Source organism: Ensifer sp. KUDG1 (assembly GCF_050434285.1).
Lineage (GTDB): Bacteria > Pseudomonadota > Alphaproteobacteria > Rhizobiales > Rhizobiaceae > Ensifer.
This window is the reverse complement of the sequence record NZ_JBNDIG010000002.1, coordinates 1-16,659: the sequence shown is the minus strand read 5'-3', so window position 1 is coordinate 16,659 and position 16,659 is coordinate 1. Positions and strand designations below refer to the sequence as shown.

Genomic DNA, 16,659 nt, shown 5'->3' with positions numbered 1-16,659 from the left:
CACGCTTGCACCGGCGACGCGATTTGCCTGCAGCTTGACGCTCAGGCAGGCCGGCTGATCTCGTCGAGATACCAGTTGATGTAGCGCAGCTCGTTCTGCTCCATCGGCGCGATCGGGCCCGGCACGAAATAGTGCGAGCGCACGCCGCGCGACGTGTGTTCGATGATCGCCTTGTCCTCGTCGGTCGTCACCTTCCAGAGCCAGGTGAGCTTTTCCAGGTCGTAGTCGCGCCCCTCCTCGGCCTTGCCGTCGACGAGCCAGATCAGCTCCATCTCCGAGGTTTCGGCCGTCTTCGGTATGAAGCGGTAGATCATGCCGTGGTCCGGATAGCAGACGAGGAAGGTGGTGCCGCCCAGATGGATCGAGGTGACGCCGCCGTCGAAATCGGTGAAGCGGCCCATCAGCGTGCTCAGCGCTTGCCCGTCCTTGCTGCCGGTCTGGACGCCATCATAGAGCGCGTAGCGGAAGGCATGGATTGTCTCCTTGCCGCCAGTGGAATTCTGCCAGTGATTGCCGGAGGCGACCTCGATGCCGAGCGCGCAGGTGCGCGCCTCCATCTTGGCGTTCAGTTCCTCGATCAGGTGCAGCGGCTGTTCCAACGCATGGGTTTCGGAATATTCCGGATGCGCCGGCCCGCAATGGTAGCACTCGACGTAATTCTCGACCGCAAGCTTCCAGTTGGCGTCAACCGGATAGGACTGACGATGGGCGATCTTCGCCGAGCCCCAGCCATATTGGCCACAGGTCGCGTGCAGCAGCCGCTCGACCTCGGAGAAATCGAGCGGATCGGCGGCGAACGAGATGAAGATCAGGCCCTCGACGACACGCACGTTGAGTTTCTTCAGCCCGTGGTCCTCGCGCTTGAAGTCCTTGGGCATCAGCCTTGCTGCCTTCAGCGCGCCGTCATTGCCGTAGGTCCAGGCGTGGTAGGGACAGACGAAGGCGCGGGCATTGCCCTTGTCCTTGGTGCAGACCTCGGCGCCGCGGTGACGGCAGACGTTCAGCATCGCGTGGATCTCGCCGCTCGCCGTCCGGGTGACGATCACCTGCTCGGACGCCATGCGGAAGACCTCGAAATCATTGGCGTTGGGGATCGCGCTTTCATGGGCGACGCAATGCCAGTGGCGCCGGAACACCCGCTCCAGGTCCCGCTCATAGATCTCCGGGTCGAGATAGAAGGCGCGGGCAAGCCCATGACCGGGACGATGGCCGGCGACGAGCTGATCGATGCGGTCGCCCGCAACTGTCGTATCCTTAAGCTCCGATGCGAGCATGGACTGAACTCCAGAAAGAAGACCGGAAACCCGCGATCCGGCACGCGTATTGTCCTGTTCTAGGCCCGGAACGGCCCCTCATGCGCGCAGCGAGGCGCTGCCCCTCATCCGCCTGCCGGCACCTTCTCCCCGTTTGACGGGGAGAAGGGATATGCGGCACCGTCTCGCCATTGCCTGAACCATCGGTATGGCAGGTCCCCTCGCCCCGCCTGCGGGGAGAGGGTTTGGGTGAGGGGCAGCCTCAAACGCCCGCCTACATGCGCACCCGCTCCGCCCGCGGGTCGTACATCGGCTTCAGCGACGCCTCCGCCTTCACCCGCGTTCCGGCAATCTCGATCTCGAAGCTTGATCCGAGCACGTCCCCTGCGCTCTCGCCTTCCGAGGGCACGTAGCCAAGCCCGATGGCGCCGCCGAGATGGTGGCCGTAATTGCCCGATGTGATCGTGCCCACGATCTTGCCGTCGCGCACGATCGCCTCGTTGTGGAAGAGCAGCGGCTCGGGTTCCGTAAGGCGGAACTGCACCAGCCGGCGCGACAGACCGCGATTGTGCTTGGCAAGCACCGCCTCGCGGCCGATGAAATCGCCCTTGTCGGCCTTGACCGCAAAGCCGAGCCCGGCTTCGAGCACGTGGTCCTCGTCGGTGATGTCGTGGCCGAAATGGCGGAAGGCCTTTTCGATGCGGCAGCTGTCGAGCGTGTGGATGCCGCAGAGCTTGAGGCCGAGCCCCTCGCCCGCCGCCTCCAGCGCCTCGAACACATGCGCCGTCTGGTCGGTCGGGACATAGAGTTCCCAGCCGAGTTCGCCGACATAGGTGACGCGGTGCGCGCGGGCGAGACCCATGCCGACCTCGATCTCGCGCGCGGTACCGAAGGGATGCCCGGCGTTCGAGAAGTCGTTGGGGCTGACCTTCTGCATCAATTCGCGCGCCTTCGGCCCCATGACGCAAAGCACGCTTTCGCCGGCGCCGACATCGGTGATGACCACGAACTCGTCGGTCAGATGCTTGCGCAGCCAGGCGAGATCACGCTGCAGCGTCGCGCCGGGCACCACCAGCAGAAAGGCGGTTTCCGAAAGACGGGTCACCGTCAGGTCGCTCTCGATGCCGCCGCGGGCGTTCAGCATCTGGGTATAGACGATGCGGCCGGGCTCGACGTTCATATCGTTGGCGCAGAGCCGCTGCAGGAAGGTAAGCGCGTCGCGCCCTTCGACCCGGATCTTGCCGAAGGAGGTCATGTCGAACAGGCCGACGCCGTTCCTGACCGCCAGATGCTCATCCCTCTGGTTCTCGAACCAGTTCTGCCGCTTCCAGGAATAGCGGTACTCGCGCTCCTGGCCCTCCCTCGCAAACCAGTTGGCACGCTCCCAGCCCGCCACTTCGCCGAAGACGGCGCCGCGGGCCTTCAGGTGCTCATGCAGCGGCGAACGGCGGACGCCGCGGGCCGTCGCCATCTGGCGATAGGGAAAATGGTCGGCATAGAGCAGGCCGAGCGTCTCGGAGACGCGGTCTTTCAGATAGGCACGGTTCTTCTGGAATGGCTGCGCGCGGCGGATATCCACCTCCCAGAGATCGAAGGGCGGCTCGCCGTCGTTCATCCATTGCGCGAGCGCCATGCCGGCGCCGCCGGAGGAAACGATGCCGATCGAGTTGTAGCCGGCCGCGACCCAGTAGCCCTTCACCTCAGGCGCTTCGCCGAGATAGTAGCGGTCGTCTGGGGTAAAGCTTTCCGGGCCGTTGAAGAAGGTGTGGATACCAGCGGTTTCCAGCATCGGCATGCGGTTGACCGCCATTTCGAGGATCGGCGCGAAGTGGTCGAAATCGTCGGGCAACTGGTCGAAACAGAAGTCCTCGCGGATGCCCTCCATGCCCCAGGGCTTGGCTTTCAGCTCGAAGGCGCCGATCAGCATCTTGCCGGCGTCTTCCTTGTAGTAGGTACACTCGTCCGGCACGCGCAGCACCGGCAGACGCTTCAGCTCCGGGATCGCCTCGGTGACGATGTAGAAATGCTCGCAGGCGTGCAGCGGCACGGTGACGCCCGATTGCCGCGCAAACTCCCTGCCCCACATGCCGGCGCAGTTGACGACATGATCGGTCTCGATCGTATAGGTCTCGCCGTTCTGCTCGCAGGTAACGCCGGTGACCCGGCCGTCCTTCTTCAGGACGGACGTGACCTTGACGCCTTCGAGGATCGTTGCTCCGTTCTGGCGCGCGCCCTTGGCAAGCGCCATAGCAATGTTGGCCGGGTCGCACTGGCCGTCGAGCGGCAGATGCACCGCCGCCTTCACATCAGAGGTGTTGAGGTGCGGATACATCGCCTTCACCTCGTCAGGCGTGATCTCGCGCACGTCGACATTGAAGGCGCGCGCCAAGGAAGCCTGGCGATAGATCTCTTCCTTGCGCTCCTCGGTCAGCGCCACGGTGATCGAGCCGTTCTGGCGCATGCCGGTGGAAATGCCGGTCTCGGCCTCGAGCTTGACGTAGAGGTCGGCCGAGTATTTCGCGAGCCGCGTCATGTTTTGCGAGGCGCGCAACTGGCCGATGAGCCCAGCCGCATGCCAGGTGGTGCCCGACGTCAACTGCTTGCGCTCGAGCAGCACCACGTCGGTCCAGCCGAGCTTGGCCAGGTGATAGGCGACCGAACAGCCGGAGACGCCGCCGCCGATGATGACCGCACGGGCTTTCAAGGGAATGGGCTTGGTCATGCGCGCAGTCTTTCGTTGGAGGGATCCCAGAGCGGCTGGTCCGCTTCGACCGTCGCCTTGAAGCGGTCGCCGAAGATCTCGACCTCGATTTCCTTGCCGGGCACGGCGAGATCGGCCCTGAGCATGCCGAGCGCGATCGACTTGCCGACGCGGTGGCCCCAGTTACCCGACGTCGTCTCGCCGACCACCTCTCCGCCCGACCAGAGCGTCGACATGTAAGGCGCGTCGCAGCCGTCGGCGGCAACCGTCAGCGTGACGAAGCGCTTGGAAACGCCCTGCTGCTTTTCACGCTCCAGCGCCGCCTTGCCCTTGAAGCCAGGCTTGCCCCAATCGACGAAGCGCTCAAGTCCGCCCTGCAGGATGGTGTAATCGGTGGAAAGATCGCCCTTCCAGGCGCGGTAGCCCTTCTCGATGCGCAGGCTGTCGAGCGCCTCCATGCCGAAGGGCTTGAGCCCGTGCTTCTGCCCGGCCGCCCAGACGGCGTCGAAGATGATGGCCGTGTCCTCGACCTTCGTGTGGATCTCCCAGCCGAGTTCTCCGGCGAAGGAGACGCGCACCAGCTGGCAGTAGCGCCCTGCGATCTGCGTCGTCTGATGGGTAAGCCAGCCCTTGGCGAGGTCGGCCTCGCTGACGTCGGAAAGGATCGCGCGCGATTTCGGCCCGGTGAGGATCTGGCAGGAGAAGGAGGTGGTGACGTCGTCGATGCTGAAGGCGGCGTTGCCGGGCACATGCTTGCGCAGCCATTCAAGATCATGCCACTGCGCCGTCGCGGCGGTGATCAGGAAGAAGAAGTCCTCGTCCAGCATCATGACCGACATTTCGGTGACGATCCGCCCCTTGTCGTCGGCGAAATAGGCAAGGCCGATGCGCCCTGGCTTCGGCACGCGGCCGGTGATGAGGCTGGACAGCCATTCGGTCGCGCCCTCGCCCTTCACCCGGAAGCGCGAGAAGCCCGGCAGGTCGAGAATGCCGGCAGCGTCGCGAACGGCGAGACACTCCTCCTTGATGCGCTCCGCCCACGGGCCTTCGCGGCCCCAGGTCTGCGTCGCCTCTTCGGAGGTGTCGTCGCCTGGTTTGGCGTACCACATGGCACGCTCCCAGCCGTTGTAGGGCTTGAACTGGGCGCCAAGCGCTGCGATCCGGTCGTGGATCGGCGACAGCTTCTTGCCCCGACCCTCGGGCCAATAATGCTTCGGAAAATGCATCGCATATTCGTGGCCGTAGATCTCCATGCCCTTGGCGATGCAATAGTCCTGGTCGGTGTAGTCGGTGTAGCGGCGCGGATCGCAGGACCACATGTCCCATTCCGTCTGGCCCTCGGTGATCCATTCGGCCAGCACCTTGCCGGCGCCGCCCGCCTGGCAGATGCCGAAGGTGAAGACGCAGGCCTCGAACGCGTTGGGGACACCAGGCATCGGGCCGATCAGCGGGTTGCCGTCGGGCGCATAGGGGATCGGGCCGTTGATGATGCGCGACAGCCCGGCGGTTCCCAGGATCGGCACGCGCTCGACGGCGTCGTTCAGGTACCATTCCAGCCGGTCGAGATCGTCGGGGAAGAGCTGGAAGGAGAAGTCCTCCGGCATCGGGTCGTCAGGCGTAACCCAATGGGCGCGACAATTGCGCTCGTAGGGCCCGAGGTTCATGCCGTTCTTTTCCTGGCGGAGATAGTAGGAGCTGTCGACATCGCGCAGCAGCGGCAGCTTGTGGCCGGCCTCCTTCGACCATGCGGCAAGCTCCGGGATCTCGTCGAACAGGATGTACTGGTGGCTCATCACCATCATCGGCACGTCACGGCCGAACATCTTGCCCACTTCGCGGGCATAATAGCCGGCGGCGTTGACGACATATTCGCAGCGGATCTCGCCCTGCGGCGTCGAAATCACCCATTCGTCGTTTTCGCGGCGCGCGCCCGTGACCGGACAGAAACGGATGATCTTGGCACCCATGTCGCGCGCGCCCTTTGCAAGCGCCTGCGTCAGCTGCGCCGGGTCGATGTCGCCGTCATAGGGATCATAGAGCGCGCCGGTCAGTTCATGCGTTTCGAGGAACGGGTAGCGGGCGCGCATCTCGTCGGGCGAAAGGATGTCGAGATCCATGCCCTGATAGCGGCCCATACCGACGACACGCTTGAACTCCTGCAGCCGCTCCTTCGAATGGCCAAGCCGGATCGAGCCGGTGACGTGATAGTTCATCGGATAGTCGACGAGCGTGCCGAGATCGCGATAGAGCGACGCCGAATAGCGCTGCATGTTCATGATCGACCAGGAGGACGAAAAGGTCGGCACGTTGCCGGCCGCATGCCAGGTGGAGCCCGCCGTCAGCTCGTTCTTTTCCAGGAGCACGCAATCGGTCCAGCCGGCCTTGGCGAGATGGTAGAGCGAGGAAGCGCCGATCGCTCCCCCACCGATGATCACGACACGCGCGTGCGACGGCAAATTCGACATCAACTGTTCCCTCGTTTTGGCGAATTCTTGCCGCTGAAGCCGGGCGTCATCAAGCAACGGAAACAGTCTTTATTGATCGATGTTTTCGATTAGATTGGAGCGATCGCAGCGGGAGAGAACGGCATGCAGGTGGAGCTGATCGAAACCTTCCTGGACCTGATGGAGAGCCGCTCCTTCAACCGCACCGCCGAGCGGCTGAACCTTACCCAGTCGACCGTCTCGCATCGGGTGAAGGCACTGGAAGCGCAGTTCAACCGCAAGCTCTTTACCCGCAACAAGGGCGGCACCGTGCCGACGGCCGCCGGACTGCGTTTTCTCGATTACGCGAAAGCCCTGCAAAACCAATGGCATGAAGCAACGCGCGCGGTCACCAATGCCGGCGCGCTCGAACGCTCCATGCGGCTTGGCGTCCAGCATGATCTGGCGGAAGCCTTTGCCGGGGAATGGATGGCAACGATCCGACGGGAGATGCCCGGCATCGAGATCTACATGGAGGCGGACTACTCCAACCAAATGAACCGCGATCTCGGCGCCGGCGACCTTGATCTGGCGATCCTCTATACGCCCCACTACCTGCCCGATCTCTATTACGAACGGATCGGCGATCTGCATTACGTCATGGTGAGCACGGAGGCGCAGACGCTCGCTGAGATCCGCTCCGAAAGCTACATCCGCTCGAGCTATTCGCCGGGCTTCGATCGCGCCCACCGACTGGCGCTGCCGCATCTCTCCGCAGCGCTACTTGCCGCCGGGCAGAACATGGCGATCACCCGGCTGTTGTCCACACTCGGCGGATCGGCCTATGTGACGGCCGCGACGGCCGAGCGACTGGCGGGCGATGGATTTGCCGCGCGCGTTCAGGATGCGCCCGTCATTGCGCAGACCGTCTATGCCGCCACGAGCCTGCGCACCCGCCACGCCCACCAACACCGCAAGATCATCGCGGCCATGGCCGATCTGCTCGCAACGCTGCCGGTGCCAAATTCGGAAACGGGTTAGGCCATGCGGCTTTGAATGAGCCGCTGCAGAAACATCAGGATCGAAACGATCGCGAGGTAGTAGACCAGCGCTGCCGAATACCACTCGACGAAGCGGAAGCTCGACGCAATCGCGTCGTTGACCACCGCCATGATCTCGCGCATCGAAATCACATAGGCAAGCGACGTCAGCTTGATCAGGTTGATGAACTCGTTGACCAGCACCGGCATGACGATCCGGAGCGCCTGCGGCAAGACCACCAGAAAGAAGGTCTGCCAGCGGTTGAGGCCGAGTGCACGGGCGGCGTCCGTCTGCCCCTGGCCGATCGCCGCAAGCGCGCCGCGCATCGCCTCGGCCATGTAGGCGGCCGTCACCAGCGTGAAGGCGATGAAGGCGGCGACGAAGGGCGTGTACCAGGGTGCGCGCGTCAGGCCCGGAAAAAGCTGCGGCGCGCCGTTCCAGACGATCAGCAGCACGAGGATCAGCGGTGACGAGCGGAACAGCCAGACATAGAGCTGCGCTGCCGTGCGCCGGACCGTTGCCATCGAGTTGAGCGCGACGGCAAGAGGCAGGCAGAGCAGAAACGACGCCGCCTGCACCAGGATCGACAGCAGGATGGCGATGCCCGCCCCCTGCAGCATGACGGGCATGGTCAGGGCATCGAAAAACAGTTTCGTATCGAAGTTCATGCCCCGCCTCCTTCAGATCAGGAGTCGTAGTCGACGTCGAAGAGCGCCGGATCGAGCCCGTATTTCCTGGCGAGATCGCCGAAGAAGCCCTTCTCCTTGAGCGCCTTCAGCCCTGCCTTTACCGCGGCTGCATCGCCACCGTCGCGGCGGCTGTAGATGCCGTATTTGAAATCGGAAGCCCAGATGTAAGGGAGTGTAAGTGCGCCGTCGGAACGCGACGCGCGATAGGCGCCCTCGGCCTCCTCAGTCACGGTCGCATCGACGCGGCCGACGAGCACCTGCTGGTAGGCTGCCTGCTGGGTCGGGTATTCCTGCACCTCGACCGGCGGCAAGCCCTTGGCGGTCAGCGCTTCGTTTAAGGGCCCGATCCGCTCTTCCTTGTAGTAGGCACCGGCTTCGAGCGCGATCACCTTGCCGCTCAGGTCCTCCGGCACCTTGATCGTATCGCTGCCCGCCTTGGTGACCATCGCCGTCGCCGACTTCATGTAGGGCACGCCGTCATAGGTCTCGCGCCGCTTGGCGTTGATGTAGATACCGCTGACGATGACGTCGCAGCGCCCTGCCCCAAGCGTCGGCAACAGGCCGGCGAATTCGGTGACGGTGTAGTTCACCTTCGCGTTCCATTGCGCTGCCAGCGCTTCGGCGATCTCGATGTCGATGCCGGTCGGTGCGGCATCGGCCGGATGTTCCTTGAACGAAAGCGGCGGAAAGGCCGCTGTGGTGCAGACACCGACCTCGCCATCGGCGGCGAAAGCCGGCGGCTCGGCCTGTGCGACGCCGGCAGAAAGCACGACGGTTGCAAGAAGGGTTGCGCAGGATACCAGTCTGATCATCTTCATTCCCCTCATTGTGCTGGTGAAACGCGGCCGACGATGTCGCCATAGGTCTGGCTGTCGAAGGCAGGAAGGATAAGCGGATCCACGAAGCCGTCGCGCCGTGCCGTCAGCACGTATTGCATCATCGACGCATTGTCCGGCATCTCGAAAACCTGGACGAAGTCATAGGTCCCGAGCGTGGCATAGAAGGCGACCGAGCGGCCGCCGAGTGCGGCGACCCGATCCTCGCTCACCTTGCGCCGGGCGCCGCTGTCGGAGAGCTCGGCCAGTCCCTTGGAGGTCAGGCGCATCAGCGAGATATATCGTTGCATGGGGCATCATTCCGTTGAAACGGTTGGCAAAAGGCTTTGACGATGTGAAGTTGGCGTCGCGCTTAGCGCGCTGCTCTCGCAAGACCCGCGATGACCGCATCGCTGGTCGAGACCGTGCCGAAGATGCCGTTCTCGATCGAGATCATGTTGATCGCCGCCTCATGCGCCCACTGCTCGCCGCTGGCGCAGCAGTCCGAAATCGTCAGGCATTGGAAATTGCGATCGCAGGCTTCGCGCAGCGTCGTGTGCACGCAGACATCGGTGGTGCAGCCGGTAAGAAGCATGTGGGTGATGCCTTGCGATCTCAGCACGTGCTCGAGATCCGTATAGGTGAAGGAGCTGTTGCAGGTCTTGTCGATGATGACGTCGGTGTCGGCGACATCGAGTTCGGGCAAGAGCTGGAACCCCGGGCTCGAGCGCAACAGCACCTGCGTGTTCTCAAGGCCGGAGCGCTTGCGGCGCCATTTCTCGTAAGGCGTCATGTCGGCGAGATCTGCGCGGTAGCCCTGGCGCGTGTGGATGATCAGGCAGCCGGCTTGACGTGCCGCCGCAATCACCCGGTTGACCGCAGGCACGATGGCCGCCAGCGGCGCCGGATCGTAGCCCATCGACGCGAAGTAGCCGTTGGGCGAGCAGAAGTCGATCTGCAGGTCAATCACCATCAGCGCAGTCTGCGCCGGTACCAGCTTTCCATCATAAGGAAAATCAAACGGTTGTGCCTCGATCATCATCGTTCTCCCTCTCTCCGCACAGAGTCATAGGAACAAATATCGATTGGGAATAGCGATTTTTTATGCTTGATATTGTGCAGTCTGGCTAAACGATTTCACGCCATGAGGGCGCGATCAGAGCAGGAGAACTCACGTGAAGGCTTTGCATTTCCTGCCCTATATCCGGGCGTTCGAAGCGGTCGCGCGCATCGGTTCCGTGCGCCAGGCGGCGGACGAACTGGGCCTCAGCCCCGGCGCCGTTTCGCTGCAATTGCGCCGGCTCTCGGAAACGACGGGACTGACGCTGCTTGAGAAATCCGGGCGCAACATCAAGCTCACGGCCGCCGGCCGCGAATTCGCGCAGACGGTCTCCCACGCGATCGGCAATCTTGCCGCAGCCGTCGAGGACGGCACCGACCGAAGGCTCGAAAGCCACCAGCGCAAGCTGACGGTCGGCCTACCGCCGGCACTGGCGATTGCCTGGATGGCCGGCCTCCTCGTGCAGTTCGCAGGTGCGCGCGGCGTCACCGATCTTTCGATGCGCAATTGCATCCGCGCCAGCGACGTGGTCTGGGACGATGTCGACCTCGCCGTCGTCTACGACAACCCGCCCTTCGACGGCCTGTGGTGGCAGGCAGTCAGCGACGTCAAACTGCGCACGGTCTGTTCGCCGCTGCTCTTCCCCAGGCTCGAAGGGCCGCTGCGCGAGCGCAAGCTGCGCGACGTCACGCTGCTGCATGAGGATGACGGCCGGGAATGGACGCGCTGGTCGGCCGCCGCGCGCATCTCGCTCGAAGGCAGCCGCAGCGTGCGCGTGCAATCGGTCGCGATCGCCGTCGCATCGGCCCTGCAGGGTCAGGGCATCGCGCTCGTCTCCGACGTGCTGACGCGTTCCTATCTCTACGAGGGCCGGCTGATCCAGCCCTTCCCGACGGCGATACCGGCGTCGGCCGGCTACTACCTGCTCTGCCCGACGGAAAAGGCGGAGGAGCCGCTGATCCAGGCCTTCGCCAACCAGATCGCCGCACACCTGCGCGGCGAACGATCCGGCGACAAGCAGGCCTAGATCATTTCATCGTTTCCTTGAAAGGATGAAATTATCTAACTCTTTGAAATTACGCAATTCCGTGCGGAAACCCGTTTCACACTTTTCCTGGAATTGCTCTAGTAGCGCCCCTTGAGCATCGTCTTCAGCCGCTCGGCATCCGCTTCGGTCACACCGGGCGGTGCCATCACCTGCATCCATGCGTCGATATAGTGTTCCGGCGCGTAGACATGGCCGAAGCCGATCGGCGAGGTGGTCGCGAGCGCCATGTCGGCGAGCAGCTGGAACATGGTGACAACCGGGAACCAGCGAAGCGCCGGAGAGACGTCCGCTCCGCGCGGCGCCTTCATCCAGTCCGGTTCGCGGTAGAAGGAATGGGGATCGAAGAAGGTGATCGGGTCACTGGCATATTGCAGGTAGACGATGCGGACATTGCCCCAGGTCGCGCCCGGAATGTTCAGCGCATTCTCCTGGTTGGTGAAACGGATCACCGAGCCGTCGCGGTAGAGCGGCCGCCATTCCGGCGAGCCCGGATTGCGGTTTCGGGTGATCTGCAGCCATGTCTTCGTCGGGAACGGCGACCCGACCCAGAGTGCGCCCTGGAACGGATCGCTGATGATGTCGAAGGGATCGACCGAGCCTTGCGAATTCATCGAGCCGAGGCTGAGACCATAGAGATAGAGCTTCGGCCTTTTGTCCTTCGGCAGCGTCGTCCAGTAGCCGTAGACGGCATCGAACAGCGCATCGGCGGTCTCGGCGCCATATTCCGGCTCGACCAGCAGCGACAGCCAACTCGTGAGGTAGGAGTACTGCACCGCGACGCTCGCGACATCGCCCTTCAGCAGATATTCGAGTGAATCGAGGCCCGGCGGATCGATCCAGCCGGTCCCGGTCGGAACCACGATCAGGAGGTTCGAGCGCTCGAAACCGCCGACGCGCTTCAACTCCTCCAGCGCCAGCTTCGCCCGTTCCTTGGCGGTTTCGGCCGAGTTGAGGCCGGCATAGACGCGCAAGGGCTCCTTCGCCTCTCCGCTGAAGAAGCCGCCGATGTCCTTTGCCGCCGGGCCGGAGGCGATGAACTGGCGGCCTTGTCGGCCAAGCTCGTCCCAGCGCATCAGCGAGGCGCTACTGCCGGTCTTTGAAGGATCGCTCGGCGGCGCGACATCGGGGTCGATCAAGGCATCGAGCCGCTGGAAAGAGCTGTCGGCAGCGTGCAGCACAAAGCGGAAGATGACGCCATCGGCGGCCGACCAGAAGAGCGCGAGCGCCGCAACCACGCCGGCGAGCTTCGCCATCGGTCGCGTCAGCACATATTCGAACCGCCGGGTCAGAAACTGGAAGGTCAGCCGGAAGAGCCGCGCAAGCAGCACGATGACGACGAAGACGAGCGCCGCGATCAGGCCGAGCTTGAACGGCTCGGCGCTTTCGACCGGGTGCATGCCCATGATTTCGCGCACCGTGTTCTGCCAGTAGGCGGTGCGCCAAAGGAAGGTGAGCGCAACCGCGATACAGCCGAACGCCGCCACCACCTTCACGGTGAAACCGGTGCGCCCGTGGATCTCCGGCAGGTCGAGCAAGGACCATAGCCAGCGCATGAGCACGCCGATCGCATAGCCGGCGGACAGCGACAGACCGGAGATTACCGCCTGTACCACATAGGGCCGCGGGATCAGGCTCGGCGTCAGCGACATGGCGAAGAAGAAGACGCCGACGATCAGGCCGGTGGTCGAAAACGAAGCCAGAAGCGCGGAGACGAAACGCGGCACCGGCAGTCTCGACAGTCGCGTCCGTTGAAGATTTTCCATGGCCGGTCCCACCTCATGCAGTCCTGTCGCCGGAACGGTCGGAGGCCGTCCGGGCCAACCCTCGAGCCCGCGGCTTATCAGCCGGCCGAAGGTCGCTTTATCACGTTGAATTGCTGCACATTTATCCCCCAATCGGCGACGATTTGACGAAACATGCAGCAGGCGTTGGCTGCAATGTCGCCTTCCCCTCGCGCCCAGTCAATTGCCGCAACCGCAAGACGCTTGGTTCCTGACGTTTGAGCGACATGCTCGCCCTCACGCGCGTGTCACCTCGACCGGCGTCTTCATGATGATTTCGCGGTGCGGGAACGGGATCGAAACGCCTGCCGCCTTGAACGCATCCCAGAGCGCCATCAGCACCTGGCCGCGAATGTTGGTGAGCCCGTTGCTCGGATCGGAGATCCAGAACCTTAGCTTGAAGTCGAGCGACGATGCGCCGAAGCCGGTCATCCAGCAGACCGGCTGGGCATAGCTGCTCGCAACCCGCGGCAGCGATGCGGCGGTCTCGATGGCGATGCGCGCCACCTCGTGCGGGTCGCTGTCATAGGAGGTGCCGAAATCGATCTCGATGCGCACGAAGTCGCTGGAGAACGACCAGTTCACCACCTGCTGCGAGATGAAGTCCTCGTTCGGAATGAGGTATTCCTTGCCGTCCCGGGTGATGACGGAGACGAAGCGGGAGCGCAGGTCGCGCACGGACCCGAAGGTATCGCCGAGCGTGATCGTGTCGCCCGGCTTGATCGACTTGTCGAGCAGGATGATGATGCCGGAGATAAAGTTGGAAACCACCTTCTGCAGACCGAAACCGATGCCGACGCCGACCGCCCCGGAAAACACCGTCAGCGCCGTCAGGTCGATGCCGGTGGCCGAGAGCGCGATTGCGCCGGCAAAGCCGATCAGCGCGATCTTCACCAGCTTGCTGATCAGCACCTTGAAGGAGGGCGTCAGGTCTGCTGACCGCTGGATCCAGTGCGACGAGACATTGCCGATCAAAACCGCAAGCCAGATCAGCGCGGAGGAAAGCACGATGGCTTTGAGGACGAGCAGCAGCGACAGGCGAACCGCGCCGAGATTGATGGCAACGCCGTCGAGCGTCGTCAGGATCACCCGGTCGAGCCCGACCGCATAGAGCGCAAAATAGATCCAGCCGACGACGGCGGTGACGCGCGCCAGCATCTGGTTGCGGATAATGCGTGTGAGCACCGAGATGACGAACCACGCCGCCGTCAGCGTCAGCGCGGTCGCCACCAGCCAGCGATAGGACGGCCAGCCGAAGCGCAGGATCATCCCGTCGGCGATCCAGAGCCACACGATCAGAAACAGCCAGCGCAACCGGCGCATGAAAGCGATGATGACGCGCAGCAGATCCGGATTGCCCTTGATCGTGCGGGCTCGGGCTTCGACCCGCGGCTCTATCCGCTTTGCCAGCGCGCCGCAGACCAGGTAACCGGCGGCGATGATGGCGAGCTGGTAATAGGTCCATGCGTTCAAAAAGACCGTCTGCAGCCACGAAGCGGCGGCATCGAGCGCTGTTGCGAAATCCATCGTCTCTCTCCGAGAGATCGAGGCGCCCGCCGAGCGTGTGGGACGCCCTCCTAACGCGAATGTAGGGCATCCCTGACGGTTTCAAAGCCGATCGACGATTATCGAAGCGCTCCAGAGGCTTAATGGAGGGGTGGGCGCTAGATCCGCCGCTCCTTGATCGTGTTCATCACGAAGCTCGTCTCGATCGAGGCGACGCATTTGAGCCTCGCAATCTTTTCCTTGATGAAGCGCTCGTATTGATCGAGGCCGGCGCTCATCACCTTCAGCACGTAGTCGCGCGAGCCGGTCACCAGATGGCATTCGAGCACCTCGTCCCAGCCGCGCACCGCCTCTTCGAACATGACGATCTCGTCCTCGTGCTGGCGGCTGAGCGTGACGGTCGCAATCGCCGTCATCGTCCAGCCGTCGACTGCGGGATCGACCAGCGCCGTATAGCCGCGGATGACACCGGTCTCTTCCAGCCGCCGCAGCCGGCGCAGACAAGGCGACGCCGAGAGCCCCACCCGCTCGGCGAGCTCGTTGTTGGTCAGCCGGGCATCCGCCACCAGCTCCTTCAAAATCCTGCGATCCGTCTCGTCGGCAATTTTCTGTGCCATATCTTTCCAACTCAGCCAAATCTTTGCGCAACTCAAGGCGATCCGGCCGGAAATAGCAAGGATCGGCCCAAGCATCTGATATAATTTGCCTGTCAGTCGAGTCCGCTTCGCTTGAGGAGACAAGCCATGACCGCACCGCATCCCTCCAAAACCCACATCGGAAACCACAAGCTGCATCCTGAAACGCAGATGCTGAATTATGGCTACGATCCGGAACTGTCGGAGGGCGCGGTCAAACCGCCGGTCTTTCTGACCTCCACCTTTGTCTTCCGCTCCGCCGAAGAGGGCCGCGACTTCTTCGACTTCGTCTCCGGCCGCAAGGAGCCGCCGGCGGGTGTCGGTGCCGGCCTCGTTTATTCGCGCTTCAACCACCCGAACAGCGAGATCGTCGAGGACCGCCTCGCCGTCTACGAGCGCACCGAAAGCTGCGCATTGTTCTCGTCGGGCATGTCGGCGATCGCCACGACGCTGCTCGCCTTCGTCAAGCCCGGTGACGCGGTGCTGCACAGCCAGCCGCTCTATGGCGGCACCGAAACGCTGCTTGCCCGCACCTTCCTCAATCTCGGCGTCGCGGCCGTCGGCTTTGCCGATGGCGTCAACGAAGCGGCCGTATCAGCCGCCGCCGAAGAGGCGATGGCCAAGGGCCGGGTCTCGGTGATCCTGGTCGAGACGCCCGCGAACCCGACCAATAGCCTCGTCGACGTCGCCATGATCCGCCGCGTTGCCGATGCGATCGGCAGGAAGCAGGGCCACACCCCTGTGGTCGCCTGCGACAACACGCTGCTCGGTCCGGTCTTCCAGCGGCCGATCGAGCACGGCGCCGACATCTCGCTCTATTCGCTGACCAAATATGTCGGCGGCCATTCCGACCTCATCGCCGGTGCCGCGCTCGGCTCCAAGGCGGTGATGAAGCAGGTGAAGGCGCTGCGCGGCGCAATCGGCACCCAGCTCGATCCGCACTCCTGCTGGATGCTCGGCCGTTCGCTGGAAACGCTGTCTGTGCGCATGCAGAAGGCCGACGACAACGCCCGCATCGTCGCCGAATTCCTGCGCGACCACCCGAAGGTCGAGCGCATCCACTACCTGCCCTTCCACGGCGAGGACACGCCGGTCGGCCGCACCTTCAAGGCGCAGTGCACCGGCGCCGGCTCGACCTTCTCCTTCGACATCGCGGGCGGCCAGGAGGCGGCCTTCCGCTTCCTCAATGCGCTGCAGATCTTCAAGCTTGCCGTCAGCCTCGGCGGCACGGAATCGCTCGCCAGCCACCCGGCGGCGATGACCCATTCCGGCGTGCCTATCGAGGTGCGCCACCGCATCGGCGTGCTCGAATCGACCATCCGCCTGTCGATCGGCATCGAGCATCCCGACGACCTCGTCGCCGATCTTTCAAACGCGCTGTCACTCGCCTGATGCAATCGGCCGCCGGTCCAGCCGGCGGCCTCTTCGCTGATTCAAATGGCGCAATTCCGGACGGAAAACCGCTACGCACTTTTCCTGGAATTGGCTCGCTTGACTGGCGCAATTCCGGACGGAAAACCGCTGCGCACTTTTCCTGGAATTGGCTCGCTTGGCTGGCGCAATTCCGGACGGAAAACCGCTGCGCACTTTTCCTGGAATTGGCTCGCTTGGCTGGCGCAATTCCGGACGGAAAACCGCTACGCACTTTTCCTGGAATTGGCTCGCTTGACTGGCGCAATTCCGGACGGAAAACCGCTGCGCACTTTT

At 63.5% G+C, this 16,659-nt stretch carries 14 protein-coding genes; 4 read left to right on the top strand and 10 right to left on the bottom strand.

Annotated elements, in window-relative coordinates; genetic code table 11:
- Window positions 1–41: 41 nt before the first annotated feature.
- From M2267_RS05530 to M2267_RS05520, 3 genes are all read right to left on the bottom strand, one after another.
- Entirely contained in the window at window positions 42–1,274 is a 1,233-nt protein-coding gene (locus M2267_RS05530; protein WP_429113082.1) for an aromatic ring-hydroxylating oxygenase subunit alpha, read from the bottom strand.
- Window positions 1,275–1,527: 253 nt separating this feature from the next.
- Window positions 1,528–3,975: a GcvT family protein gene (locus tag M2267_RS05525; RefSeq protein WP_429113080.1), complete on the bottom strand. Its 2,448-nt coding sequence runs from the start codon at window positions 3,973–3,975 to the stop codon at window positions 1,528–1,530.
- Window positions 3,972–6,419: a GcvT family protein gene (locus M2267_RS05520; RefSeq protein WP_429113078.1), complete on the bottom strand. Its 2,448-nt coding sequence runs from the start codon at window positions 6,417–6,419 to the stop codon at window positions 3,972–3,974. Before M2267_RS05520 ends, M2267_RS05525 begins: the two co-directional genes overlap by 4 nt.
- Window positions 6,420–6,542: 123 nt before the next feature.
- Here M2267_RS05520 and M2267_RS05515 point away from each other — a divergent pair, with 123 nt between their 5' ends.
- Complete coding sequence (locus M2267_RS05515; RefSeq protein WP_429113075.1) at window positions 6,543–7,418, top strand: LysR family transcriptional regulator; 876 nt, start codon at window positions 6,543–6,545, stop codon at window positions 7,416–7,418.
- On the opposite strand, the gene M2267_RS05510 is transcribed toward M2267_RS05515, so the two are convergent.
- The 4 genes from M2267_RS05510 to M2267_RS05495 all read right to left on the bottom strand — a co-directional run bounded on the left by M2267_RS05510 (window position 7,415) and on the right by M2267_RS05495 (window position 9,961).
- A complete protein-coding gene (locus tag M2267_RS05510) occupies window positions 7,415–8,086 on the bottom strand; it encodes an amino acid ABC transporter permease (protein WP_043624625.1) in 672 nt (223 codons plus the stop codon). The genes M2267_RS05515 and M2267_RS05510 overlap by 4 nt on opposite strands.
- 17 nt (window positions 8,087–8,103) lie before the next feature.
- A complete protein-coding gene (locus M2267_RS05505; protein WP_429113072.1) occupies window positions 8,104–8,919 on the bottom strand; it encodes a transporter substrate-binding domain-containing protein in 816 nt (271 codons plus the stop codon).
- An 11-nt stretch (window positions 8,920–8,930) separates the two neighbouring features.
- A complete protein-coding gene (locus tag M2267_RS05500) occupies window positions 8,931–9,233 on the bottom strand; it encodes a GYD domain-containing protein (RefSeq protein WP_429113069.1) in 303 nt (100 codons plus the stop codon).
- A 62-nt stretch (window positions 9,234–9,295) separates the two neighbouring features.
- A complete protein-coding gene (locus M2267_RS05495; RefSeq protein WP_429113068.1) occupies window positions 9,296–9,961 on the bottom strand; it encodes a cysteine hydrolase family protein in 666 nt (221 codons plus the stop codon).
- Window positions 9,962–10,097: 136 nt separating this feature from the next.
- On the opposite strand from M2267_RS05495, the gene M2267_RS05490 reads away from it, so the two are divergent.
- Window positions 10,098–11,009 (top strand): LysR substrate-binding domain-containing protein, encoded by a 912-nt coding sequence (locus tag M2267_RS05490; protein ID WP_429113065.1) that lies wholly within the window; start codon window positions 10,098–10,100, stop codon window positions 11,007–11,009.
- A gap of 98 nt (window positions 11,010–11,107) precedes the next feature.
- Here M2267_RS05490 and M2267_RS05485 read toward each other — a convergent pair whose 3' ends face one another.
- The 3 genes from M2267_RS05485 to M2267_RS05475 all read right to left on the bottom strand — a co-directional run bounded on the left by M2267_RS05485 (window position 11,108) and on the right by M2267_RS05475 (window position 14,934).
- Entirely contained in the window at window positions 11,108–12,793 is a 1,686-nt protein-coding gene (locus M2267_RS05485) for an alpha/beta hydrolase (protein ID WP_429113062.1), read from the bottom strand.
- Window positions 12,794–13,048: 255 nt separating this feature from the next.
- Window positions 13,049–14,338: a mechanosensitive ion channel family protein gene (locus tag M2267_RS05480; RefSeq protein WP_429113059.1), complete on the bottom strand. Its 1,290-nt coding sequence runs from the start codon at window positions 14,336–14,338 to the stop codon at window positions 13,049–13,051.
- Between the two features lie 137 nt (window positions 14,339–14,475).
- Window positions 14,476–14,934: an Lrp/AsnC family transcriptional regulator gene (locus M2267_RS05475; protein WP_043624607.1), complete on the bottom strand. Its 459-nt coding sequence runs from the start codon at window positions 14,932–14,934 to the stop codon at window positions 14,476–14,478.
- 126 nt (window positions 14,935–15,060) lie between these two features.
- Here M2267_RS05475 and M2267_RS05470 point away from each other — a divergent pair, with 126 nt between their 5' ends.
- Entirely contained in the window at window positions 15,061–16,344 is a 1,284-nt protein-coding gene (locus M2267_RS05470; RefSeq protein WP_043624604.1) for a cystathionine gamma-synthase family protein, read from the top strand.
- A 45-nt stretch (window positions 16,345–16,389) separates the two neighbouring features.
- Window positions 16,390–16,659, top strand: a 270-nt coding sequence (locus tag M2267_RS05465; RefSeq protein ID WP_429113056.1) for a hypothetical protein, incomplete at its 3' end; no start/stop codon positions are given.